General features: G+C 67.1%; 21 protein-coding genes and 1 pseudogene. 7 read left to right on the forward strand and 15 right to left on the reverse strand.

Features of this window, described 5'->3' with window-relative positions:
* Positions 1-17 precede the first annotated feature (17 nt).
* Complete coding sequence (locus QE393_RS13080; RefSeq protein ID WP_310043916.1) at positions 18-1,145, forward strand: GGDEF domain-containing protein; 1,128 nt, start codon at positions 18-20, stop codon at positions 1,143-1,145.
* Here the strand turns inward: QE393_RS13080 and QE393_RS13085 are convergent.
* On the reverse strand, positions 1,129-1,434 hold the full coding sequence (locus QE393_RS13085) for a hypothetical protein (protein WP_310043917.1): 306 nt from the start codon (positions 1,432-1,434) through the stop codon (positions 1,129-1,131). The genes QE393_RS13080 and QE393_RS13085 overlap by 17 nt on opposite strands.
* A gap of 153 nt (positions 1,435-1,587) precedes the next feature.
* Positions 1,588-3,020: pseudogene (locus QE393_RS13095) on the reverse strand (transglycosylase SLT domain-containing protein).
* 88 nt (positions 3,021-3,108) lie between these two features.
* On the opposite strand from QE393_RS13095, the gene QE393_RS13100 reads away from it, so the two are divergent.
* From QE393_RS13100 to QE393_RS13110, 3 genes are all read left to right on the forward strand, one after another.
* Positions 3,109-3,939, forward strand: a complete 831-nt coding sequence (locus QE393_RS13100) for a TatD family hydrolase (RefSeq protein ID WP_310043921.1) — start codon at positions 3,109-3,111, stop codon at positions 3,937-3,939.
* A gap of 160 nt (positions 3,940-4,099) precedes the next feature.
* On the forward strand, positions 4,100-5,374 hold the full coding sequence (locus QE393_RS13105) for a methyl-accepting chemotaxis protein (RefSeq protein ID WP_310043923.1): 1,275 nt from the start codon (positions 4,100-4,102) through the stop codon (positions 5,372-5,374).
* A gap of 74 nt (positions 5,375-5,448) precedes the next feature.
* Positions 5,449-5,628 (forward strand): hypothetical protein, encoded by a 180-nt coding sequence (locus tag QE393_RS13110; protein ID WP_273807799.1) that lies wholly within the window; start codon positions 5,449-5,451, stop codon positions 5,626-5,628.
* Here the strand turns inward: QE393_RS13110 and QE393_RS13115 are convergent.
* The 5 genes from QE393_RS13115 to QE393_RS13135 form a co-directional block, all read right to left on the reverse strand.
* A complete protein-coding gene (locus tag QE393_RS13115; RefSeq protein ID WP_310043925.1) occupies positions 5,610-7,619 on the reverse strand; it encodes a DUF3488 and transglutaminase-like domain-containing protein in 2,010 nt (669 codons plus the stop codon). The two genes, QE393_RS13110 and QE393_RS13115, sit on opposite strands and share 19 nt — an antisense overlap.
* A complete protein-coding gene (locus QE393_RS13120; protein WP_405046250.1) occupies positions 7,616-8,599 on the reverse strand; it encodes a DUF58 domain-containing protein in 984 nt (327 codons plus the stop codon). The genes QE393_RS13115 and QE393_RS13120 overlap by 4 nt, the downstream gene beginning before the upstream one ends.
* Positions 8,569-9,486 (reverse strand): MoxR family ATPase, encoded by a 918-nt coding sequence (locus QE393_RS13125; protein WP_007160574.1) that lies wholly within the window; start codon positions 9,484-9,486, stop codon positions 8,569-8,571. The genes QE393_RS13120 and QE393_RS13125 overlap by 31 nt, the downstream gene beginning before the upstream one ends.
* A gap of 103 nt (positions 9,487-9,589) precedes the next feature.
* Positions 9,590-10,288, reverse strand: a complete 699-nt coding sequence (pyrF, locus tag QE393_RS13130) for an orotidine-5'-phosphate decarboxylase (RefSeq protein WP_310043928.1) — start codon at positions 10,286-10,288, stop codon at positions 9,590-9,592.
* Between the two features lie 90 nt (positions 10,289-10,378).
* Entirely contained in the window at positions 10,379-11,254 is an 876-nt protein-coding gene (locus QE393_RS13135) for a LysR family transcriptional regulator (RefSeq protein ID WP_273807805.1), read from the reverse strand.
* Between the two features lie 82 nt (positions 11,255-11,336).
* Between QE393_RS13135 and QE393_RS13140 the strand changes: the two genes are divergently transcribed.
* Together QE393_RS13140 and QE393_RS13145 are read left to right on the forward strand one after the other, a co-directional pair.
* Positions 11,337-11,792 carry a multidrug/biocide efflux PACE transporter gene (locus QE393_RS13140; RefSeq protein WP_273807806.1) on the forward strand — a complete coding sequence of 152 codons (456 nt, stop codon included), beginning with the start codon at positions 11,337-11,339 and terminating at the stop codon, positions 11,790-11,792.
* Between the two features lie 48 nt (positions 11,793-11,840).
* On the forward strand, positions 11,841-12,008 hold the full coding sequence (locus QE393_RS13145; protein WP_017641898.1) for a DUF2897 family protein: 168 nt from the start codon (positions 11,841-11,843) through the stop codon (positions 12,006-12,008).
* Between the two features lie 62 nt (positions 12,009-12,070).
* Here the strand turns inward: QE393_RS13145 and QE393_RS13150 are convergent, their stop codons facing one another.
* The 5 genes from QE393_RS13150 to QE393_RS13170 form a co-directional block, all read right to left on the reverse strand.
* Positions 12,071-13,180: a Gfo/Idh/MocA family oxidoreductase gene (locus QE393_RS13150; protein WP_310043932.1), complete on the reverse strand. Its 1,110-nt coding sequence runs from the start codon at positions 13,178-13,180 to the stop codon at positions 12,071-12,073.
* Between the two features lie 113 nt (positions 13,181-13,293).
* The gene (locus QE393_RS13155; RefSeq protein ID WP_310043934.1) at positions 13,294-13,692 is read right to left on the reverse strand and encodes a hypothetical protein; all 399 of its coding nucleotides are present in this window, start codon (positions 13,690-13,692) and stop codon (positions 13,294-13,296) included.
* A 240-nt stretch (positions 13,693-13,932) separates the two neighbouring features.
* Positions 13,933-15,366, reverse strand: coding sequence for a PLP-dependent aminotransferase family protein (locus tag QE393_RS13160; protein WP_310043937.1), 1,434 nt, complete (start codon positions 15,364-15,366; stop codon positions 13,933-13,935).
* A gap of 205 nt (positions 15,367-15,571) precedes the next feature.
* A complete protein-coding gene (locus QE393_RS13165; RefSeq protein WP_310043938.1) occupies positions 15,572-16,501 on the reverse strand; it encodes an FAD-binding protein in 930 nt (309 codons plus the stop codon).
* Positions 16,501-17,253: an electron transfer flavoprotein subunit beta/FixA family protein gene (locus QE393_RS13170; RefSeq protein ID WP_133862694.1), complete on the reverse strand. Its 753-nt coding sequence runs from the start codon at positions 17,251-17,253 to the stop codon at positions 16,501-16,503. The genes QE393_RS13165 and QE393_RS13170 overlap by 1 nt, the downstream gene beginning before the upstream one ends.
* 293 nt (positions 17,254-17,546) lie before the next feature.
* Here QE393_RS13170 and QE393_RS13175 point away from each other — a divergent pair, with 293 nt between their 5' ends.
* On the forward strand, positions 17,547-19,196 hold the full coding sequence (locus QE393_RS13175) for an electron transfer flavoprotein-ubiquinone oxidoreductase (RefSeq protein ID WP_273807814.1): 1,650 nt from the start codon (positions 17,547-17,549) through the stop codon (positions 19,194-19,196).
* A 32-nt stretch (positions 19,197-19,228) separates the two neighbouring features.
* Here QE393_RS13175 and QE393_RS13180 read toward each other — a convergent pair whose 3' ends face one another.
* The 3 genes from QE393_RS13180 to QE393_RS13190 form a co-directional block, all read right to left on the reverse strand.
* On the reverse strand, positions 19,229-19,789 hold the full coding sequence (locus tag QE393_RS13180; RefSeq protein ID WP_405046251.1) for a DUF1285 domain-containing protein: 561 nt from the start codon (positions 19,787-19,789) through the stop codon (positions 19,229-19,231).
* An 11-nt stretch (positions 19,790-19,800) separates the two neighbouring features.
* Positions 19,801-20,415, reverse strand: coding sequence for a DUF4823 domain-containing protein (locus QE393_RS13185; protein ID WP_273807815.1), 615 nt, complete (start codon positions 20,413-20,415; stop codon positions 19,801-19,803).
* Positions 20,416-20,502: 87 nt separating this feature from the next.
* Positions 20,503-21,471, reverse strand: a complete 969-nt coding sequence (locus QE393_RS13190; RefSeq protein WP_273807816.1) for a GTP 3',8-cyclase MoaA — start codon at positions 21,469-21,471, stop codon at positions 20,503-20,505.
* Positions 21,472-21,486: the final 15 nt, after the last annotated feature.

Consider the following 21,486-nt stretch of genomic DNA (forward strand, 5'->3'; position numbering starts at 1 on the left):
AAGCAAGGATTCACCGCATGGGAGCGCCGCTCTACGCTTTGCCCAATCAGCCTGTACTCCGCTGGCTCGTGACCACGCGGGACCCGCTCGACGAAAATCTGCTGCAGCAGCTGCTGGCCGGCCCGTTTTCCTCACGGGGCGCCATGTTCGTCGGAGCTCTGAACAGTCTGTTGATCAGCTGGACCTGCGCCTTCCTGCATCCCACGCCGTTGTTCCTCGGCTGGATGATTCTCGATACCCTGATCTGGCTCACCCGCCTGGTGCTGCTGCATTGCATCCAGCTGATGGACGGCCTGGCGCCGCCATGGCTCAGCGAGGTTTCACTGATACTTGGGCTGCTCTGGACGGCTACCCTGGGTGTGGGCACGGCCGCCTGCGTTCTCAGCGGCGACGTGGTGCTGCAGGTGCTGGGCTGTACCTCGGCAGTCGCCATGAACGGGGCCATCACCATGCGCAACCAGGGCATTCCACGCTACGCCTTCCTGCAGATCCTGCTGACCGACGTCCCGATGAAACTGGCCACCCTGTTCCAGCCCGAGCCCATGCTGCGGCTGTTCCTGCTGCAGGCACCGCTCTATCTGACGGCCAACTGGATACTGCTGGACAAGCTCAATCGCACCCTGGTCCGCGCACTGACGGCCGAACTCGATAGCCGCTGGCATGCCACTCACGACAGCCTGACCGGACTCTACAACCGTGCGGGCATCCTCGCGCTGCTCGAGGGCGCCCTGCACCGACCGCGTTCAGGATCTGGGCGCGTGGCGGTCTTCTATATCGACCTGGACGACTTCAAGGGTGTTAACGACGCCCAGGGCCATGCCGCCGGCGATCGTTTGCTGCAAACCTGCGGCGAGGTGTTGACCCTGAGCGTGCGGCAGGGTGATTTCGCCGGACGCCTGGGCGGCGACGAGTTCCTGCTGGTAATGCAGGACGCCACCGAAAACGGGGCTCAGGACCTGGCCCGGCGTATCCTCGGACGCCTGCTGCCTCAGGGTACGAGCGTGAGCATCGGCATCGCCCTGCAGCAGACCACGGAGGACAGTCCGGCCTTGCTGGCGCGGGCGGACCAGGCGCTCTACACCGCCAAGCTGGCCGGCAAGGGAGGCTTCAGGCTGGCCGATACCCGCGCTAGCGCCGCCGGGTAATCACGCCCTGACGCGCCACCCGGGTCAATTCCCGCACCAGGGGTGCGAGACCGGCCTGGCCGGGCGACTGCACCACGGCGAAGTCGAAGCTGTCGTCGGCAAAGCCACGTAGCTGCTCGGCCTGGTCGGCGAAGCGGATCTGCAGGGTACGGCTGTGGGGCCAGCGCCTCGGCCAGCCTTCGAGATAGCGCAGCAGGGTGGGCTGATCGGGACCGCCGAGCAGGATGGCGGGATGACAGGCGAGCTTGCCCTGGGTCAGGGGGGTAAGGCGTAGCGGGAGAGGTAGCATGGACGAAATTCCGCCTCGTGGATCCAGCTGGGCGGTAGTACGAGGCCTCTTCCGTCCAGCGCTTTAGCGGTATTTGTAAGCGCCCCGCAAGTTGCTGTTTAAATCGGCGCAGGATCATCCTAGGGAGGGCCCGACTGCCCTGTCAAGCGGGCTTCAACCGTCTTCGCGGCGGATCGCCCTGGCGCTCGTCGCCGCCACGGCCGGTGCTTCCAGGCGCGCCCGTTCACGACTGAAGGCCACCCGGTACTTGTTGACGCTGGCCACGTAGTTGACCACCCCGATACCCACCTCCTCGGCGGCGATGCGCTCGACCTGGAAGAACCAGCGATCGCCGTCCAGCCCCTGCCTGCGCGCCTTGGCCCGCAGCGCCTGGACACGCTCCGGTCCCAGGTTGTAGGCCGCCAGGGTAAAGGCCCGGCGCTCGCGCTCGGTCAGCTTCGGACTGGAGAAGAATTCTCGTCGCAGGCGGGCCAGATAGCGGGTGGCGGCCTTGACGTTGTCCTCGGCGGAATGCAGGTTGCGGACCCCGACGCTGCGCGCCGCGCGCGCGGGGTGATCTGCAGCAGCCCCGCGGCGCGGCCGGCACCGCGGGCATGGGGATCGAGGCCGGATTCCTTGTAGGCCATGGCGGCCAGGGTCAGCCAGTCGAAGTCATAGGCCTTGGCATAGCGCTGCAATAGCGGCCGCACCTGGGCCAGGCGCTTGCGGTCATGGGCCTGTAGCGGATCGCGCACCTGATAGCGACGCGCATAGGCCTGGCGAAAGGCCTTGTCGTCGTCACGCGCCTGGGGTTGCCGGGCGAAGGCCCGTATCCGCTCGGCGAGCTGGTGCGCCGGGGCGCGCAGATACCAGAGCTGCGCCTGGTCATGGGCCACCACCACCCGATCGGCCACTCGCAGGCGCGACAGCACCCGCGTCCAGCGATGGGCCAGGCCGGATTCGACGATGCTGAGCGGATAGATGCCGGCCTGGGTCAGCTCCAGGACGTCTTCCACCGCCAGGGTCGGATCAGCCCACTCGATCTGCACCGGCCGCAATTTACGCCTTTCCAGCTGGACGTTGAGCCGTTCCAGGGCCGGGCCGGCGGCGCTGCCCTGGGGCAGCACCACCCGGCGCCCGGCCAGTTGTTCCAGATGGCGTGGCAGGCGCTGGCCACGTCCGCCCACCACCACCAGGCTGGCGGGCGCCGCCACCGACGCGGCGATCAGTGCCGAACGCGGCGGCGGCAGCAGGGTTTCGCCCGGCGCCACCAGATCGCCCTCGCCTCTTTGCAGCGCCGCCAGGAGATCGTCCTTGGCCTTGGGCACGAAGACCAGCCGTAGCGGCCGGCCCCCGGGCTGGTGCTGCAGGTAGCGGGCGAAGGCCTGCAGGCGCCGATACTCGATGCCCAGCGCCTGGCCGTTCCATTCGCCGGAGCTGTGGCGACTCTGGTTGACCAAGACGCGCAATTCACCGGCCCGCTCGATGGCGACCAGGTCGCGGGCCGCGACATGCCGCGGTGCTTCGGGTGGCAGGACGCCGAGCCGCGCCTGGACGGAACCGGCGAGCAGGCAGCCGAGGACGGCAAGGGTGAATCGAAACGGCATCCAGGACTCCTGACCTGGCCGGGACAGCGCCGATAGCACCCGGACTACGGATAGAATGAGCGAACAAAGTCTGTAGAAGGTCCGCACCATGCAATTGATCGACATCGGCGTCAACCTCACCCACCCCAGTCTGCTCAAGGAGGTGGACGCGGTGATCGAGCGGGCCCGGGCCGCCGGTGTGATGCAACTGGTGCTGACCGGTACCACCCTGGAAGACAGCGAGAACGCCCTCAACCTCTGCCTGCGCCTGGATGCCGCTGAAGTCCTGTTCAGCACCGCGGGCGTCCATCCCCACGAGGCCTCGACCTGGAACGCCGCTGCCGCCAGGATCCTGCGTGACCTGGCCAGCCAACCCAAGGTGCGGGCCCTGGGTGAATGCGGCCTGGACTTCAATCGCGACTTCACCCCGCGACCGCAGCAGGAGCGCTGCTTCGAGGAGCAACTGGCCCTGGCCGCCGAATTGCACCGCCCGGTGTTTCTCCACGAGCGCGACGCCAGCGAGCGGCTGCTGGCGATCCTGCGCGACTATCGCGACCATCTGCCGGCCGCCGTGGTGCACTGCTTCACCGGCGAACGCAAGGCGCTCTACGGCTACCTGGATCTTGACCTGCACCTGGGCATCACCGGCTGGATCTGCGACGAGCGCCGTGGCCTGCACCTGCACGAACTGGTCGGGCAGATCCCGGTCGGCCGGCTGATGCTGGAAACCGATGCCCCCTACCTGCTGCCGCGTACCCTCAGACCCAAGCCGCGCCATGGCCACAACGAGCCGGCCTTCCTGCCGGAGATCCTGCGCACCGTGGCCCGCCTGCGCAACGAAACGCCCGAGCAGACCGCCCTGCACACCACCGCCACCGCCCGCGCCTTCTTCGACCTGCCGGAGATCACCGAGCCAGAGCGGGTGGAGGAATACGACTAGGCGCGGAGCGCCGCTGCGCTAAAGTCGCGCAGGCCGGGGCCGTTAACCTCAGGGCTTGTTCCGCGGCGTCACCTTCCTCCCTGCAGGACGTTGACGCCAGTCAAGATCCGGGGCGCGCCGGCCTGCCAGGCTGTGCGGCCCCGCCGACTGGATGCCCCCTATGTTTGCCTGGCTGCGCGATATTTCCCTCAAGTACAAATTCTGGGCGGTCAATGCCGTCGCCTTCGTCACCAGCCTCTTGCTGGTGCTGTTCGCCATGCAGCTGGAAGTCTCCGGTCGCGCCGAGCAGCTCAAGGCGGTCAAGGCCGCCATGGGTGAGGCGGCCGCCAGGCTGACCGCCCCGACCTTCGGCGACATCTTTATCGCCCGGGCGCCGGAATACGCCCTGGCCGTGGGCGTGCTGATGCTGGTGCTGCTGGTGGCCTCGCAGCTGCTGATCCGCTTCATCCTCGGCAATCTGCACCGCCTCAAGGACACCATGCTGCGGGTGGAGCGCGACGGCGATCTCACCGCCCGGGTCGAGGTGCGCGGACGCGACGAGGTGGGGCAGATGACCCAGGCCTTCAACGCCATGCAGGACAGCTACACCCGCGTCGTCGGTACCGTGGCCGCCAGCGCCTCGCGCCTGGACGAAGGCGCCGGACGCCTGGCCAGCGGCATGCAGGGCGTCCGCGGCGGCATGCACGATCAGCAGCACGAGACCGACCAGGCGGCCACCGCGATCAACGAGATGAGCGCCACCGTGCAGCAGATCGCCGAGCACGCCGCCGGCACCCGCGACCAGTCCCAGGAAGCCGATCGCCTGGCCGGCGCCGGCCAGCAGGCGGTGGAGCGCGTCAGCCATTCCATCGCCGACCTCTCCCAGGGCGTGCAGCAGACCGCGGTGATGATCCAGGAGCTGGCCGAGAACAGCGAGCGCATCACCAGCGTGGTCAACGTCATCCACGGCATCGCCGAGCAGACCAACCTGCTGGCGCTCAACGCCGCCATCGAGGCGGCCCGCGCCGGCGAGGCCGGCCGTGGCTTCGCCGTGGTGGCCGACGAGGTGCGCAACCTGGCCAAGCGCGTCCAGGGCTCCACCGACGAGATCACCCGCATGGTCGACAGCCTCCAGGCCGGCACCCGCGATGCCGTGGAATTCATGCGCGAAAGCTCGCTCAAGGCCGACGACTGCGTGGTCCAGGCCGGCGCCGCCGGCCAGGCCCTGGCCGACATCACCGCCGCCGTGACCCTGATGCGCGACAGCAACACCCAGATCGCGGTGGCCGCGGAGCAGCAGGCGCAGGTGGCGGAAGAGATGAGCAGGTCGGTTGTAGGCATCCGCGATGTCACGGAAAGGACCATGCTGCTGACGCAGGAGTCGGCCAGCACCAGCACCGAACTGGCCGCCCTCGCAGGAACCCTGAATCAGGCGATCCGCCAGTTGCGCCTATAGCCTCCATAGCGAGAGCGCATTCGCGCGGTTGCCCGACAGGCGGCAAGATGCCCGCACGTTTTTGGAGAACCGCCATGCGCTCGGTCAGCACCCTCACTTCCGCCGCTCTGTTGTTGCTGGGCCTGGGCTGCATCGCCCAGGCACTCGGCAACCCGCACCCGCAACCGCTGATCCTGGCGGCCGTCGTCTGCCTGGTGGCCTTCGCCCTGCAGGAACCCGACGCGCTCCCCCTACCTCAGTCGCTGCGCGCCTGACGCTCACGCAGCTGGCGTTTCAACTGTTTCAGCGCCCTCGCTAGCGCCGCCGGATCCGGCGGCCGACCGGCATAGCGCTGCGCCTGGAATTCCGCGGAGAACGCCATGATCGCCACGCGTGACGCCGGCAATTCGGCCATGGCGCGCGCGGCGAAGCTGCCGGCGGGCTCGCCGCCTTGCCGCTTCACCCCCCGGCGCGCCAGCAGGCCCTCGAACTGGCCGAAGCGCGTCAGCAGGGGATCCCGCGTTCGCTGCCAGGGCTTGAGCACCAGCAGCGCCATCACCCCGAGGACGCCCAGCACCACGCCTGCCAGGAGCAGGGCCAGGCGTTGCAGCGAGCCCTCGCCGAGCAGCCGCTTGAGCACTTCGCCCTGGGTGTCTTCCTGATAGTTGAGCACCCAGCGCTGCCAGCCGTAGTTGATGCGATCCCAGCCCAGACGCAGGTCGTTGAGCCAGGCCAGGTTGCGATAGCGATTGGCGGCGAAGGGATTGTCGGCGAGGAATTCACTGGCCGCGCCCTGGGCCGCCAGGGCCTCCTGCAGGCCACGCTCGATCCGCTCGGGCGCCACCTGGGCGGTAGGATCGACGCTGATCCAGCCGCGTCCTGGCAACCAGTATTCCACCCAGGCATGGGCATCGAACTGCTGCACCAGCAGGTAGCCACCCGCCGCGTTGAATTCACCGCCCTGGTAGCCCGCCACCACCCGCGCGGGGATGCCCGCCACCCGCAGGGCAAAGGTCATGGCGCCGGCATAGTGGGCGCAGAAGCCACGATGGTTGTCGAAGAGAAAGGCGTCGATGGCATCGACGCTCGCCGTGGGCGGCTGCAGGGTGTAGACGAAGGGCTGCTGGCGGAAATAGGCCAGGATCGCCTGGGCCAGGGCCTCGGATGTCGACGCGCGGGTCTTGAGCTGGGCCACCCAGGCACGGGTGCGCGGTTCGCCGCCACTGGGCAGCTGCAGCGCGCGCCGCTGGCTGGAGGCGGACAGCCGCTCCGGCTCGCGGATTGCCTGCGGCCAGCTGGAAACCCGGTAGAGCAGCGCCTGGTCCACTGGGCGGCGGCGCTGCAGGTGGAAGTCGCTGGCCAGGCGCACGTCGCGCTGATCGCTGCGCGCCACGTCCAGGCCATAGAGCCAGGGCCGACCGCTCGGCTCCATGACCACCTGATAATCCAGCCGGGCTCCGCCTGGCGTCCAGGCCGGTTCCGGACTCCAGGCGGTATCGGGATCGACCGACCAGCGCGCGCCATCGAAGCGCTCGTAGGTGGTGGCCCGCCAGTAGAGGTCACGCTGCGCGGGCCGTTCGCCGGCGAAGCTGACACGAAACACCCGCTCTGCGGATTGCGACAGCTGGGCGATCTCCCCGGGTGCCATGCTGTCGCCCAGTCCGGTGCGCGCCTGGTCGCCCGGTTGCGGCAGCGACCACAGCGGACCGATCCGGGGAAACACCAGAAACAGCAGCAGCATCAGGGGCACCGCCTGCAGCAGCAGGGTACCGGCGACCTTCAGCGTCGCCAGCGGCCGACTGGCCAGGGCGCTCTGCTGCAGACCGATCAGCGCCGCCACCAGGGCGGTCACCGGCAGCAGGCTGTAGAGCGCGGCGAGCAGGCCGTCCTCGAACAGGTAGGCGATCACCACCGCGAAGAAACCCAGGTAGATCACCACCAGGGCATCGCGGCGACTGTGCATCTCGATCAGCTTGAGGGCGAAGGTCACCAGCAGCAGGACGGCACCGGCGTCCAGGCCGATGAAGGAGCCGCGTGACAACCAGATGCCGCCCATGGCCAAGAGCAGCAGGCCGCCCTTCTCGATCCGCGTCGGCGCCCGCACCTGCATGCGGAACAGCAGCACCCGCCAGCCGGCGCAAAAGGCCCAGAGCAATCCGACCCAGGGCGGCAGATGGGTGAGGTGCGGCAGGATCACCAGGGCCTGGGCCACCAGCAGCCAGATGAGGGCGATGCGCGGAATGGGTTGCGGCACGGCAGTGCTCATGTCGGCCGTCCGAACAGGGCCAGGGCCTGCAGCGCCGCGTCACGCTGGCTCTCGCCGGTGGCGGGCGCCAGCTCCACCCCGGGCAGGCGCAGGCCAAAACGCAGCTGGCGGGCGCCGCAGTCCAGCACCGCCTGGCACAGCCAGGATAGCCGGGTCTCGGTGTCGCCATCGAGTACGCTGAAATCCAGCCAGAGTTCGCTGCCGGCCAGGGCGGTGAAGTCCTTGACCAGCAGGCCCTGCCCCCGGGAAAAGGCCTTCCAGTCCAACCGCCGGCGCGAATCGCCGGGCTGATAGGGGCGCAAACCCTGGAAGTCGTCGCTGCCCTGCCCCGCCTGGCGCTGGCCTTCCTCGCCTCCGGCATCCTGGCCACTGCGCAGCGGCGTCGTGGTCGCCAGTGGCTGCGGATAGACCAGGGCACGCACGTCCAGGTCCAGCCAGCTCCAGGCGACGAACAGGCCGAGGGGAAAGCGGCTCTCCACCCGCAGCCGTCCGGGCCTCAGCCAGCCGCGGCTCGGCGCCGGGTGAAAGATCTGCAGGGCGACGCTCTCCGCCGCCGGTACGTCGCTGAGCACCAGCGGCACGTTACGCCAGCCCAGGGCGATGCCCTGGTGCGCGCGGCCACTGCTCTCCAGGCGCAGGCGAAATCCGGCGACCTCCCCGGCGAACACCGGGCTGGCGCCGCCGCCGACCAGTTGCAGGCCGGCCAGGTTGCGATAGGTGTGCAACATGGCCACCAGCGCCAGGGAAAACAGCAGGAAGGTCAGGCCATAGGCCAGGCTGTTCTGGTAGTTGATGCCGGCCAGCAGCATCAGCAGCAAGGCGATGGCGAAGGCGCCGCCCTGGCGGGTGGGCAGGATGAAGATGCGTCGCTGATCGAGGGTGATGCGATTGGCCGGCGGAATCCGCCGTGTCAGCCAGCCGTCTCGATAGCGCTGCCAGGCGCCGCCGGTCACAGCGCCGGGACTTCGCGCAGCAGCCACTGCACCAGGGCGCCGCCACCGTGCCCGGCAGGGTCGGCGATGTCGCGCAGGCGATGCCCGGCCACCGCCGGCAGCACCGTCTGAACGTCCTCGGGCAGCACATGGTCGCGCCCCGCCAGCAGTGCCCAGGCCCGCGCCGCGGCCAGCAGCGCCAGGCTGCCGCGCGGCGACAGGCCCAGGGCGAAGGAGGTCTGGGTGCGGGTGGCCTCCACCAGGCGCAGCACATAGTCCACCACCGCCTCGCTGGCGTGGATACGCGGCACCTCGGCCTGGATCAGCCGCAGCTGGGCGTGATCCAGCAGGGGCTCCAGCCGCGGCAGCTGCTCGCGTCCGGAACCGCCGAGCAGCAGCGCCCGCTCGGCGGCGCGCCCGGGATAGCCGAGCGACAGGCGCATCAGGAAGCGATCGAGCTGGGATTCCGGCAGGGCGAAGGTGCCGCCCTGGGAGATGGGATTCTGGGTGGCGATGACAAAGAAGGGATCGGGCAAGGGCCGGGTGGCGCCCTCGATGGTCACCTGCCCCTCCTCCATGGCTTCCAGCAGCGCGCTCTGGCTCTTGGGCGTGGCGCGATTGATCTCGTCGGCCAGCAGCAGTTCGGCGAACACCGGCCCGGGATGGAAGACGAACTGCCCGCTGTCGCGATCGAACACCGAGGTGCCGAGGATATCGCCGGGCAAGAGGTCCGAGGTGAACTGGATGCGCTGGAAGGACAGCCCCAGCACCTTGGCCAGGGCATGGCTGAGGGTGGTCTTGCCCATCCCGGGCAGGTCCTCGATCAGCAGGTGACCCCGCGCCAGCAGGCAGGCCAGCGCCAGCCTGACCTGGGTTTCCTTGCCCAACAAAACGCCGTCTACCGCCTTGAGACAGGCGTTCAACCTATCGTGCATGCCCTGAGGTCTCTCGCCTTGCGCCGACACGAGAAGGCGTCGGCCTGCAGAACGAGAATAGCAGCACCTTTTGCCGGCGACCGCCGCCCCGGAGGTTTACCGCTTATTTCAGGGTGGCGAGGATCTCTTCCACGGCGCGGGCCGGATCGGCGGCGCGGGAGATGGGCCGGCCGATCACCAGGTAGTCGGAGCCGGCATCCAGGGCTTCACGCGGGGTGAGGATGCGGCGCTGGTCGTCCAGGGCACTGCCGGCCGGACGGATGCCGGGCGTGACCAGTTGCAGCGTCGGCTGCGCGGCCTTGAGCGCCGAGGCCTCCTGGGCCGAGCAGACCAGACCGTCCAGGCCAGCACGAGCGGCCAGACCGGCCAGGCGCAGGACCTGCTCCTGGGGATCCACGTCCAGGCCGATGTCGGCCAGGTCCTCGCGCTCCATGCTGGTCAGCACGGTGACACCGATCAGCAGCGGCTTGGGACCCTGAAAGGCCTCCAGGGTCTCGCGACAGGCGGTCATCATGCGCAGGCCGCCCGAACAGTGGACATTGACCATCCAGACGCCCATCTCCGCCGCGGCCTTGACCGCCATGGCAGTGGTATTGGGGATGTCGTGGAATTTCAGGTCGAGGAAGACTTCGAAGCCGCGCGTGCGCAGGGCTTCCACCACGCCGGCGGCGCTGGCGGTGAACAGCTCCTTGCCGACCTTGACCCGGCAAGTGGCGGGGTCGAGGCGGTCGGCCAGCGCCAGGGCGGCGGACGACGAAGGGAAATCCAGGGCGACGATGATGGGAGACTGGCAGGCGGACATGGGCGCTCTCGGCAAAACGGCAAAGGCCGGCATTTTCGCAGAAAAGCGCCGCGCCGGCACTTGGCCGCTGTCTGCATGCGCTCCCCTCCTTCAACTCGGCTTGAGCAATCGCTCGCGCAGCCAGTTGCCCGCCGGACCCAGCGGCCGCCGGCGCGACCAGACCACATCCACCGCCACCCGCTGCGGCCAGCCAGGGACGGCCAGTTCCACCAGGCGGTCCTGACCGAAGTTCGTCACCAACCAGAGCGGCAGCTCGGCCCAGCCGAACCCCTGCACCGCCATGTCCAGCAGCAGCAGATAGTCGGGCGCCGACCAGCAGCGCCCGCGGGTGTCCGGCAGACGGCAGACCTGCTGGGAGGATTCAATCACGGTGCTCAGACGCAACAGGCGATAGGGCGCGAGGTCAGCCGTGGTGACCCGCGACAGCGCCGCCAGCGGGTGATCGGCAGCCACGTACAGGCCAAAGGTCACCAGGCCATCCAGGGTCGCGGCCTCGATATCCGCCGGGTACGGCGGCTGACCCGCCAGCAGGCCCAGGTCCGCCCGCCCCTGTACCAAGTTGAGCACATCGGCGTCTTCGGCGATCAGGCATTCGAATTCGAGATCCGGATAGCGCTGGTCCAGCTCGGCCAGGAGCGCTTCATAGCGGGTGGGCTGGTAGGTATCGGAAATCACCAGCGTCAGGCGGGGCTCCACGCCGGCCGCGAGCTGGGTGGCGCGATTGGCCAGGCGGTCATGGGCCGAGAGCACGGCACGGGCCTGGTCGAGCAGTTGCTCGCCGGCCGCCGTCAGCACCGGGTAGCGGCCCTGGCGATCGAACAGCGGTAACCCCAATTCGTCCTCCAGCCGGGCGATGCTTTCGCTGATACTGGACTGACGCTTGCCCAACACCCGGGCCGCCGCACTGAAGGAGCCTGTCGCGGCCGCCTCGACGAATGCCTCGAGGGCTTCGGCATTGGGATACATATCGGCTCAGCCTATGGAATCCATTTTGATCTCCCCAGCTTAACCGATGAGACTGAGGGCCTGTCCATCGTGGAGTCGTCTCATGTCCATTCCGCTCACCCAGCGTCCCGCCAGTGCCCGCGTGCTGCATGCCCTGCTCTTCGAAGGCATCGCCGTGCTGCTCGCCACCCCGACCCTGGCCTGGCTGCTGGATCGCTCACTCGGGCACATGGGCCTGCTTACCGCTGCCTTTTCCGCCATCGCCATGCTCTGGAATCTGATCTTCAACCTGGGCTTCGATCGACTGCAGGAGCGCCTGGGCTTCAGCCGTGGCCTGGGTGTCCGGCTGCTGCACGCCCTCGGCTTCGAAGGGGGATTGATCGTGGTGCTGGTGCCCCTGGCCGCCTGGTGGCTGTCCATCGGTCTCTGGCAGGCGCTGCTGCTGGACCTGGGACTGATCCTGTTCTTCCTGCCCTATACCCTGGCGTTCAACTGGCTCTACGACCTGGGTTACGCCGCCTGGGCCAGACGCACGAATGCGAGCTGCCGGGCGCACTGACAGCCGCTCCCGTGGTCGAAGCGATATAGCCACTCAAGGAGAAGAAAGATGCCCTGGTATGCCTGGTTGATCCTGCTGGTCGCCATCGGCTCGGTGGTCGGCAGCCTGCTCATGCTCAAGGACACGGCGCGCAAGGTGCCCTTGACCGACGAACAGAAATCCAAGATCCGGCAGCGCAATGCCGAGATGGATGCCAAGGAGGCCCAGGACCGCTGATCGCGCACCCTGGTTGTCCGGACGAAGCCCTGCCACATCACGTGCGGCAGGGCTTCGTGGTCTCAGGACTCCAGCGGGACCTTGGTGTTGACGTATTCCGGCACCTCCGCCAGTGGGAGGCTGCGCACCTGCTCGCGGGTCGGCCCCTGGCGCTTGGGTAGCGGCTCCAGGGATTGCGGTTGACCGCTCTGCAGGGCGCGCTCGATGGCCGCCAGCACGCGCACGTCGCGCCAGCCCTCCTCCCCATCCATCTCCGGCTGGCGATCCTGAAGAATGCAATCTGAGAAATAGGCCGTCTCGCCGCCGAAATGATCCACCACCGGCGCCTTGAACTCTGCTGTCTCCCCCTCCACGGTCAGGCGATAGCCGATGGCGACGCCTTCGCCGAAACCGAAGCACGGTGAAGCCTCGATCTCGCCCTTGCGACCCACCAGCTGGAAGCGCTCGGTGTTGGGGCCGCTGAAGCTGACGGAAAACGTCGCCAGCCGCTCCTCGGGAAAGCGCAAGGTCACGGTCACGGCATCCCAGGTGGTGATGTCGCGCCCGGGTGTCTGCACCCCGACAGCACTGACTTCGATGGGCTCGTCACCAAAGAGCGACCGCACGGCATTGAGTGGATAGGGCCCCATGTCGGTGACGGGGCCGGCCCAGAAACCGCTCTGGGCGCGGTGGTTGGCCGTGTCGACCGGCTGGGTGAAGGTCGAGGTGAACAGGCGCGGATCGCCGATCTCGCCGTTGCGCACCCGCTCGATCATTTCCACCGTGCCCGGCTCGCAGTGCAGTCGATAGGCGATCATCAACTTGGCCCCGGAGCGCGCAGCCGCGGCGTTGATCGCCAGGCATTCTTCCTCGCTGATCGCCATGGGCTTTTCCAGCAGGACGTGAATGCCGGCGTCCAGCGCCGGTACCGCGAACTCCAGATGGCGAAAGTTGGGCGTGGCCAGGTAGATCGCATCGATCTCGCCGGAAGACAGCAGCGCCGGGAATTCTTCGTAGGTATAGCTCTTGAGACCGTACTTGGCGGCCAGATCGCGCGCCTTGACGGGATCGCCGGTAACCAGGGCGGTCATCTCGGAATTGCTGGTCTGGCCAACCCCGGGCATGAAGGCGCCCTGGGAAATCCAGCCACCGCCTACCACTGCATAACGAATCTTGCCTGTCGCACTGGGCATGGAACGCTCCCGAATCCGGGCAGACGTTGTGTCCGCCACCTGAACTGTCGGCAAGCGTTGCGGCGATGAAGTTCCGGGCCGGTGTTCAGTACCGACCACCTGGCAGCAACGGACTAGCGCCGAAAGCGCAATTGGACCTCCGCCCCTTCGAAGTCGTCGCTGCGATCCCGACTGATCACCCGACCGCCCAATTCGAAACGACCGGGGTCGCCCTCCTTGCGAAACAGCTGTGGCAGCAGCCCCGCCTCGGCGACGTTGTTGTCGGTCTTGCCTGCGCCCAGTCGGCGAGCGCTCGCCGACTGGGACGCAGCCGCTTCACCGGGCACGCTGAGGTCGAGCGGATGGGCGACAGCCGGGGCCGGCTTGGGCACGGCAGGCTTCTTGAGATGGCTGTTCCTGGCCAGGTCCTGTTTCTTGGGCGGCGGTGCAGGCAGCACGAAGGCCCTGGTCGGGAGCGGGTCCAGGCGGTAGGCGCGCAGATCGGCGGCGCTGCTCTGGGGATCGGTTGCCACCGATGGCTTCGGCGCTTCTGGCGCTGGAGCCGCTGTAGGAGGCGCCTTGGCCGTGACGGGCGGTGACTCGTTATCGCAGCCCGCCAACAGCAGGGTTACGGCCAGCGCCGTCGTTGCCAGGTATCCACGCATGGGGCCCACCACACTCAGGGTGTCGCTCCCGGAGCAAAGCACCGGGCGCGATAGGGGTCAGTCTCTACAACCGACTCCGCTGCCCTACAGCGGGTTCCAGGCGTGCCGCTAGGCGGCCAGGCTTTCCTGGCAGAGCTGACGGGCGAGCAGCCCGAGGGTCATCAGCGCCCGCTGGGCATCGCGCCCCCAGGGCAGACCGCAATTGAGGCGGATGCAGTGATTGAACTGGTCGGTGTTGCTGAAGATCATGCCAGGCGCGATGCTCACCCCCTGATCCAGGGCGCGCTGGTGCAGCAGACGGGTGTCCACCCGCACCGGCAGGCTGACCCAGAGGATGAAGCCGCCATTGGGCCGACTCATCTGGGTACCCTCGGGAAAGTGCTCCTGGATCGCCAGCTGGAAGGCGGTCATGTTGCGTCGGTATTCCTGGCGGATGGCCCGCAGGTGGCGGTCATAGCCGCCGTTCTCCAGATAGGCGGAGACGCCCATCTGGGTCACGCTGCAGGCGGAATGGGTGGTAAAGGTCTGCAGGCGGCAGATGTCTTCCTGGTAGGGCCCGGCCACCACCCAGCCAATGCGGACGCCCGGCGAAATGGTCTTGGAAAAGCTCGAGCAGTAGATGACCCGACCCTGCTTGTCGAGCGCCTTGAGCGCCTTGGAGCCGCTGTCGTAGGTCAGCTCGCCATAGATGTCGTCCTCGACGATGACGATGTTGCGCTCGGCCGCCAGCCTGAGCAGCTGCTTCTGCCGCGCCTCCGGCATGCTGCCCCCCAGTGGATTGCTCAGGCGCGCGGCCACCACCAGGGCCTTGACCGGCCACTGGCTCGCGGCCAGCTGCAGCGCCTCAACGCTGAGCCCGGTTTCCGGATCGCAGGGGATCTCGATCACCTTGAGCCCCAGCACCTCGGCTAGCTGCAGCAGCCCGTAGTAGGACGGCGATTCGGTGGCGATCAGATCGCCCGGCTTGGTCAGCACCCGCAGCGACATCTGCAGCGCATCCACGCAGCCATGGGTGATCACCACCTCTTCCGGACCCACCACCACCCCCGCATCGCGCAGGCGGATGGCCACCTGGCGGCGCAGGGGCTCGTAGCCCGGACTGTGCAGATAGGAAAAGGCTGCGCGGGCCTGGAAGCGCGTCACCTTGGACAGTTGCTGGTGCAGGGCCCGCAAGGGCAGGTAGTCGGGCTGGGGGACAGCCATGCCGAGGGGCACCACGCCTTCCCGCCGCGATTCCGCCAGCACCTGGTTGATGATGCCCGCGCGGGTCACCAGGCTGGGCCGTTCCACCGTGGCGATGTCCGGCGTCGGCGCGGTCAGCGCCGGGGTCTGGTGCACATAGAAGCCCGACTGCGGCCGGGCCCGGATCAGCCCCTGGTCTTCCAGGGTGGCATAGGCCTGCAGCACGCTGGCATGGCTTACGCCCAACTGCTGACTCAGCTTGCGCACCGACGGCACCCGTTCGCCGGGCTTGTAGACCCCCGTGCGGATGTCGTTCGCCAGTTGCTGGGCGATGCGCTGGTAGAGCAACAGATTGGTCATGGCGTCTTCCTGGACGAAAGCGGAACAGTAGCAGGCTACCCTGAAGGTATACCGGTACAGCTAGGCCTGACCTTAACCCTTCCCTTCCCGGGGCGGCAATGTCCAAAAACGACAGGGAACCGGCGCATCCCTCCTTGACGTCAGAGGCCTTGCCGCGCCCATGAAAAAGCCCGCCAAAGGGCGGGCTCTTGCACGGGGGTGGGCCTCAGATGGCCTTTTCCAGCTCGGGGATCAATTCGAACAGGTCACCCACCAGGCCGTAGTCGGCCACCTGGAAGATCGGCGCCTCCTCGTCCTTGTTGATGGCGACGATCACCTTGGAATCCTTCATGCCCGCCAGGTGCTGGATGGCCCCGGAGATGCCGACGGCGATGTACAGCTGCGGCGCGACGATCTTGCCGGTCTGGCCGACCTGCATGTCGTTGGGCACGAAGCCGGCGTCCACCGCGGCGCGCGAGGCACCCACCGCCGCGCCCAGCTTGTCGGCCAGGGCGTAGAGGATCTTGAAGTTGTCACCGTTCTGCAGACCGCGACCACCGGAGACCACCACCTTGGCGGCGCCCAGCTCGGGCCGGTCGGACTTGGCCAGCTCTTCGCCGACGAAGCTGGAGATGCCGGCATCCTTGACCAGGCCCACGGCTTCGATGGCGGCGGAACCGCCCTCGGCGGCGACCGGATCGAAACCGGTGGCGCGCACGGTGATCACCTTGATCGGCGCCGTGGAGCGCACGGTGGCGATGGCGTTGCCGGCATAGATCGGCCGCTTGAAGGTGTCGGCGGATTCGACGGCGATGATCTCGGAGATCTGGTCGACGTCCAGCAGCGCGGCGACGCGCGGCAGGAAGTTCTTGCCATTGGTGCTGGCAGCGGCCAGGACATGGCTGTAGTTGGCAGCCAGCTCGACCACCAGCGGCGCGACGTTTTCCGGCAGCTGGTGAGCATAGGCGGCGTTGTCGGCCAGCAGCACCTTGCCGACGCCGGCGAGCTTGGCGGCGGCGTCGGCGACCGGCTGGGCATTCTGGCCGGCGACCAGCACATGGATGTCGCCGCCGATGGCCTGGGCCGCGGCAACGGTGTTCAGGGTAGCGCCGAAGAGGTTGGCGTTGTCGTGGTCGGCAATGACGAGAATGGCCATCAGATCACCTTAGCTTCGTTCTTGAGTTTTTCGACCAGCTCGGCCACGGACTTGACCTTGATGCCCGCCTGACGACCCGCCGGAGCTTCCACCTTGACCACCTCGTAGGAGGCTTTCACCGCCACGCCCAGGGCGTCCGGGGTCAGGGTTTCCAGCGGCTTCTTCTTGGCCTTCATGATGTTGGGCAGCGAGGCGTAGCGCGGCTCGTTGAGGCGCAGGTCGGTGGTCACCACCGCCGGCAGCTTGAGCGCCACGGTCTGCAGACCGCCATCGATCTCGCGAGTCACGTTGAGGCCGTCGGCGGCCTGCTCCACCTTGGAGGCGAAGGTGCCCTGGGCGAAGCCGGTCAGAGCGGCCAGCATCTGGCCGGTCTGGTTGTTGTCGCTGTCGATGGCCTGCTTGCCGAGGATCACCAGCTGCGGCTGTTCCTTGTCCACCACGGCCTTGAGCAGCTTGGCGGTGGTCAGCGACGACAGCTCGGCGGTGCCGGTGTCGATCAGCACGGCGCGATCGGCGCCCAGTGCCAGGGCGGTACGCAGTTGTTCCTGCGCCTGGGCGGGACCCGCGGTCACGACCACGATCTCGCTGGCGATACCCTTTTCCTTCAGGCGCACCGCTTCTTCCACGGCGATCTCGCAGAAGGGGTTCATGGACATCTTGACGTTGGCCAGGTCGACACCGGTCTGGTCGGCCTTGACGCGGACCTTGACGTTGTAGTCCACCACGCGTTTGACAGCTACGAGAACCTTCATGAATCCCTCGATTTATTCTGGTGAATAAACAGGACGCCAAGGCGGCCTTGCGTTGGACACGACCCCTGTCGGTCCACACCGTGTTGCAAATCCTTCTTATGTTGACCTCCACGGCAGCAGGGGTCAACGCGACAGTCCGTCAGGGGCCAGTAACTCCCGAGTCTAACAGGCTTGCAGAAAATTTAAACAAACGTTTGAATGGGTGCCAGGGAGCACGCCGGATATAATGAAGTCTTTTGTTGCACCCCTACATAAATAACCAGATCGTGAGTTTTGCCTGAGGAGAGTGAGCCGTGGAACGCGAATACATGGAATTCGACGTTGTGATCGTCGGGGCCGGCCCCGCGGGCCTGTCCGCGGCCTGTCGCCTCAAGCAGCAGGCGGCCGAAAACGGCCAGGAGATCAGTGTCTGCGTGGTCGAGAAAGGCTCCGAGGTCGGTGCCCACATTCTCTCCGGCGCCGTCTTCGAACCCCGCGCCCTGGACGAGCTCTTTCCCAACTGGAAGGAACTCGGCGCGCCCCTGAACACCCCGGTCAAACGCGACGATATCTACCTGCTCAAGGGTGATCGCCAGGCGACCAAGGTGCCGAATTTCTTCGTGCCCAAGCCCATGCACAACGAGGGCAACTACATCATTTCCCTGGGCAATCTCTGCCGCTGGCTGGGCCAGCAGGCCGAAGCCCTGGGCGTGGAGATCTATCCGGGCTTCGCTGCCCAGGAGCCGCTGATCGATGAGCAGGGCGTGGTGCGCGGCATCATCACCGGAGACCTGGGCGTGGATCGCGAAGGCCAGCCCAAGGAGGGGGTCTACACCCCCGGCATGGAACTGCGCGGCAAGTACACCCTGTTCGCCGAAGGCTGCCGGGGCCATCTGGGCAAGCAGCTGGGCCAGAGATTCAAGCTCGGCGAAGGCGCCGATCCGCAGCACTACGGCATCGGCATCAAGGAACTGTGGGAGATCGATCCGGCCAGGCACGAGCAGGGTCTGGTGATCCATACCTCCGGCTGGCCGCTGGACAAGGAGAACCCGGGCGGTTCCTTCCTCTATCACCTGGAAGACAACCAGGTGGTGGTCGGCCTGATCGTCGACCTGGCCTACAGCAATCCGCACCTCTCGCCCTATGACGAATTCCAGCGCTACAAGCACCACCCGGTGGTGGCCCAGTACCTGGAAGGTGGCAAGCGCGTCTCCTACGGCGCCCGTGCCCTGGTCAAGGGCGGCCTGAATTCCCTGCCGAAGATGGTCTTCCCCGGTGGCGCCCTGATCGGCTGCGACCTGGGCACCCTCAATCCGGCCAAGATCAAGGGCAGCCACACCGCCATGAAGTCCGGCATGCTCGCCGCCGACGCCATCGTCGCCGCCCTGGCGGCCGGTCGCGAAGGCGACGAACTCCAGGGTTACGTCGATGGCTTCAAGGGCAGCTGGGTGCAGGAAGAACTGCACGCCAGCCGCAACTTCGGTCCGGCCATGCACAAGTTCGGTCCGCTACTGGGCCCGGCCTTCGCCTTCGTCGAGCACAACCTGCTGGGTGGCGCCCTGCCCTTCACCCTGCACGATCGACGCATGGACCACACCTGCCTGAAGAAGGTCGACGAGGCGCCGCGCATCAGCTATCCCAAGCCGGATGGCAAGCTGAGCTTCGACAAGCTGTCCTCGGTGTTCCTCTCCAACACCAACCACGAGGAAGACCAGCCGGTTCACCTGAAGCTCAGGGATCCCTCGATCCCCATCGCGCAGAACCTGCCGCTGTACGACGAACCCGCCCAGCGCTACTGCCCGGCCGGGGTCTACGAGGTGGTCCGCGACGGCGGCGAGCCGCGCTTCCAGATCAATGCCCAGAACTGCGTCCACTGCAAGACCTGCGACATCAAGGACCCGGCGCAGAACATCACCTGGGTGGCGCCGGAAGGCAGCGGTGGTCCCAACTACCCCAACATGTAAGCGTAAAAAAAGGGCCCCTCGGGGCCCTTTCTCTATTCAGCGGGCGCGACGGGAAAGAAGCTGCCGCGACTCCAGAGGCCGAGCCAGGAGCGGCCCTCGTGGGTGCCCTCCTCGACCCTTTCCATCAGCCGATAGAACACCGCCCGGTTGAGCCGCGCCTCCAGACCGCCGCGCACTCGCACATAGGGCGCCGGCTGGTCATCCTGCTCGGCGAAGCGCAGCGGATGCTCGGCATCGACGGCGACCCTGTCACCCACATTGGTAAGGAAATCGAGCGCCTGGTCTGTTCCGTCGCCACGCCATTCGACATCCACGGCCAGAAAGGGCACATCCTCGACCTGGATGCCCACGCACTCCACCGGCGTCACCAGTACATAGCGCTCGGGATCGCGGCGCAGGATGGTGGAAAACAGCCGTACCATGGCCGGGCGGGTGATGGGCGTGCCCTGGTGATACCAGGTGCCGTCCCGGGCGATGCGCATGTCGATGTCGCCGCAGAACGGCGGATGCCAGAGCTCCACGGGCGGCAGCTTGCCGTCCTCAGCGACTGGCAGCTGCGCCAGCAGATTCCGCGTCACGTCAACCTGGGTCACGCCCTTCTCCTCTACCGGGAGCCCAAACCAAGCAGGCGTTGGGCATATTCGTTGAGCGCCGGTCCGAGCAGGTCTTCCGGGCGCTCGTCATAGAACGTCAGGAAGCCGCCACGACTGCGGATCCGCGCCGTGTCCACCAGGCGGAAGGTAGCGGTCTCCACCAGCATCATCTGCACGACGCTGCGATCGCGCCCGACCCGGCCGATGTCGTCCTGGTCTTCCCATTCCTCCCAGGTGCCGATGCGGTCGTCTGCGCCGGCGAAGCGGGTATAGAGCACATAGTGGGCCCCGAGCTGGCGGGCCTTGGCCATGGCCTCGTCGAAACCCTCCGGTTTGTCTGCTCTCCTTACCCGCGGAAAGTACTCCACAAAGCCTTTGAAGGCCTCTTCCGCCACCACGTTCGGGCGGGCATAGGGATGGCCCACGGGCACGAAGGCACCCTGGGCTATGTAGATGTAGGAGTCGGCCTGTAGCCGAAAGTTGTTCAGCCGCTGGGTCTTGCTGTAGTCGAGCAGCCCCGCGTCGCGCAGGTGGTACTCGACACCGGACGCCATGTCGCTGACGTTCATGCAGCCGCCCAGGCAGGCCAGCAGCACGGAAATGAATAGAAAACGCAGTTTGACCATGAAGAGCAGACCCCTGTCCGGCGCCAAGTTGTCGTCGATACAGGGGCCTTAGCAGCTTTCGCGCCAGTTCGAGGCGCAGCCGGTAGATCAGCCGCCGATGATCTTCATCACGGTCACGCCCCCCGAGAAGGCCACCTCCTGCTTGTCGCCCAGGGCCTTGACCAGCAGCCGCTGCAGCGCTGGCAATGCCAGGTGACGCGGCTTGTCCAGCAGATCGCCGACATAGTGGCGGTTGCTCGACGACAGGCAGCCGTGCAGCCAGCCGGTGGACGACAGGCGCAGCCGCGAGCAGGTCCGGCAGAAGGGCACGCTTTCGTTGGCGATGACGCCGAAGTGCCCGCCCGACTCGACGCGATAGCGCAGCGCCGTGGAATCCACCGGCGCATCGGCCTGCACATAGGCATGGCGCGAACCTATGATCTCCAGCAATTCGGCCAGGGGCACCAGCTGGTTGTTGAAGGTCGCGGGATTCTTGGCCAGGTGCCCCATGCGCATCAGCTCGATGAATCTCAGCTCGAAACCCCGCTCCAGGCAATAGTCCAGCAGCGGCAGCACCTGGTCGAGATTCTGGCCACGCAGGGGCACCATGTTGAGCTTGATCTTGAGACCGGCGGCCCGGGCCGCTTCCAGTCCGGCCAGCACCGTGGCCAGATCGCCCCCCCGCGCCAGACGCGGAAAGGCTGCGGCATCGAGGGTGTCGAGGGAAACGTTGAGGCGACGGATACCATGGTCGATGAGGAAATCCAGCTTGCGTGGCAGCAGCTGACCGTTGGTGGTCAGGCTGATGTCCTTGAGGCCGAGCTGGGAGACCCGGGCGAGAAAGGGTTCCAGCCGCGGCGTGACCAGGGGTTCGCCCCCGGTGATGCGCAGCCGTTCGATACCGGCGGCATCGATGAGGTATTCCACACCCCGGGCCATGGTTTCGGCACTGAGTTCGTCCTGCGCCGCCACGAGCCGCTTGCCGTCGGGCACGCAGTACGTACAGGCATAGTTGCAGGCCGCCGTGAGGCTGATCCGCAAGTTGCGAAACGCCCTACCCTGGCGGTCAACGATCATCTTGGGGGTACTCCA

This window comes from Pseudomonas sp. SORGH_AS_0211 (assembly GCF_031453455.1).
GTDB classification, from domain to species: domain Bacteria; phylum Pseudomonadota; class Gammaproteobacteria; order Pseudomonadales; family Pseudomonadaceae; genus Chryseomonas; species Chryseomonas aestiva.

Coding starts and splice junctions, on each gene's coding strand:
- QE393_RS13080 (WP_310043916.1), top strand. CDS start 18: ATGGGAGCGCCGCTCTACGCTTTGCCCAATCAGCCTGTACTCCGCTGG.
- QE393_RS13085 (WP_310043917.1), bottom strand. CDS start 1,434: ATGCTACCTCTCCCGCTACGCCTTACCCCCCTGACCCAGGGCAAGCTC.
- QE393_RS13100 (WP_310043921.1), top strand. CDS start 3,109: ATGCAATTGATCGACATCGGCGTCAACCTCACCCACCCCAGTCTGCTC.
- QE393_RS13105 (WP_310043923.1), top strand. CDS start 4,100: ATGTTTGCCTGGCTGCGCGATATTTCCCTCAAGTACAAATTCTGGGCG.
- QE393_RS13110 (WP_273807799.1), top strand. CDS start 5,449: ATGCGCTCGGTCAGCACCCTCACTTCCGCCGCTCTGTTGTTGCTGGGC.
- QE393_RS13115 (WP_310043925.1), bottom strand. CDS start 7,619: ATGAGCACTGCCGTGCCGCAACCCATTCCGCGCATCGCCCTCATCTGG.
- QE393_RS13125 (WP_007160574.1), bottom strand. CDS start 9,486: ATGCACGATAGGTTGAACGCCTGTCTCAAGGCGGTAGACGGCGTTTTG.
- pyrF (WP_310043928.1), bottom strand. CDS start 10,288: ATGTCCGCCTGCCAGTCTCCCATCATCGTCGCCCTGGATTTCCCTTCG.
- QE393_RS13135 (WP_273807805.1), bottom strand. CDS start 11,254: ATGTATCCCAATGCCGAAGCCCTCGAGGCATTCGTCGAGGCGGCCGCG.
- QE393_RS13140 (WP_273807806.1), top strand. CDS start 11,337: ATGTCCATTCCGCTCACCCAGCGTCCCGCCAGTGCCCGCGTGCTGCAT.
- QE393_RS13145 (WP_017641898.1), top strand. CDS start 11,841: ATGCCCTGGTATGCCTGGTTGATCCTGCTGGTCGCCATCGGCTCGGTG.
- QE393_RS13150 (WP_310043932.1), bottom strand. CDS start 13,180: ATGCCCAGTGCGACAGGCAAGATTCGTTATGCAGTGGTAGGCGGTGGC.
- QE393_RS13160 (WP_310043937.1), bottom strand. CDS start 15,366: ATGACCAATCTGTTGCTCTACCAGCGCATCGCCCAGCAACTGGCGAAC.
- QE393_RS13165 (WP_310043938.1), bottom strand. CDS start 16,501: ATGGCCATTCTCGTCATTGCCGACCACGACAACGCCAACCTCTTCGGC.
- QE393_RS13170 (WP_133862694.1), bottom strand. CDS start 17,253: ATGAAGGTTCTCGTAGCTGTCAAACGCGTGGTGGACTACAACGTCAAG.
- QE393_RS13185 (WP_273807815.1), bottom strand. CDS start 20,415: ATGGTCAAACTGCGTTTTCTATTCATTTCCGTGCTGCTGGCCTGCCTG.
- QE393_RS13190 (WP_273807816.1), bottom strand. CDS start 21,471: ATGATCGTTGACCGCCAGGGTAGGGCGTTTCGCAACTTGCGGATCAGC.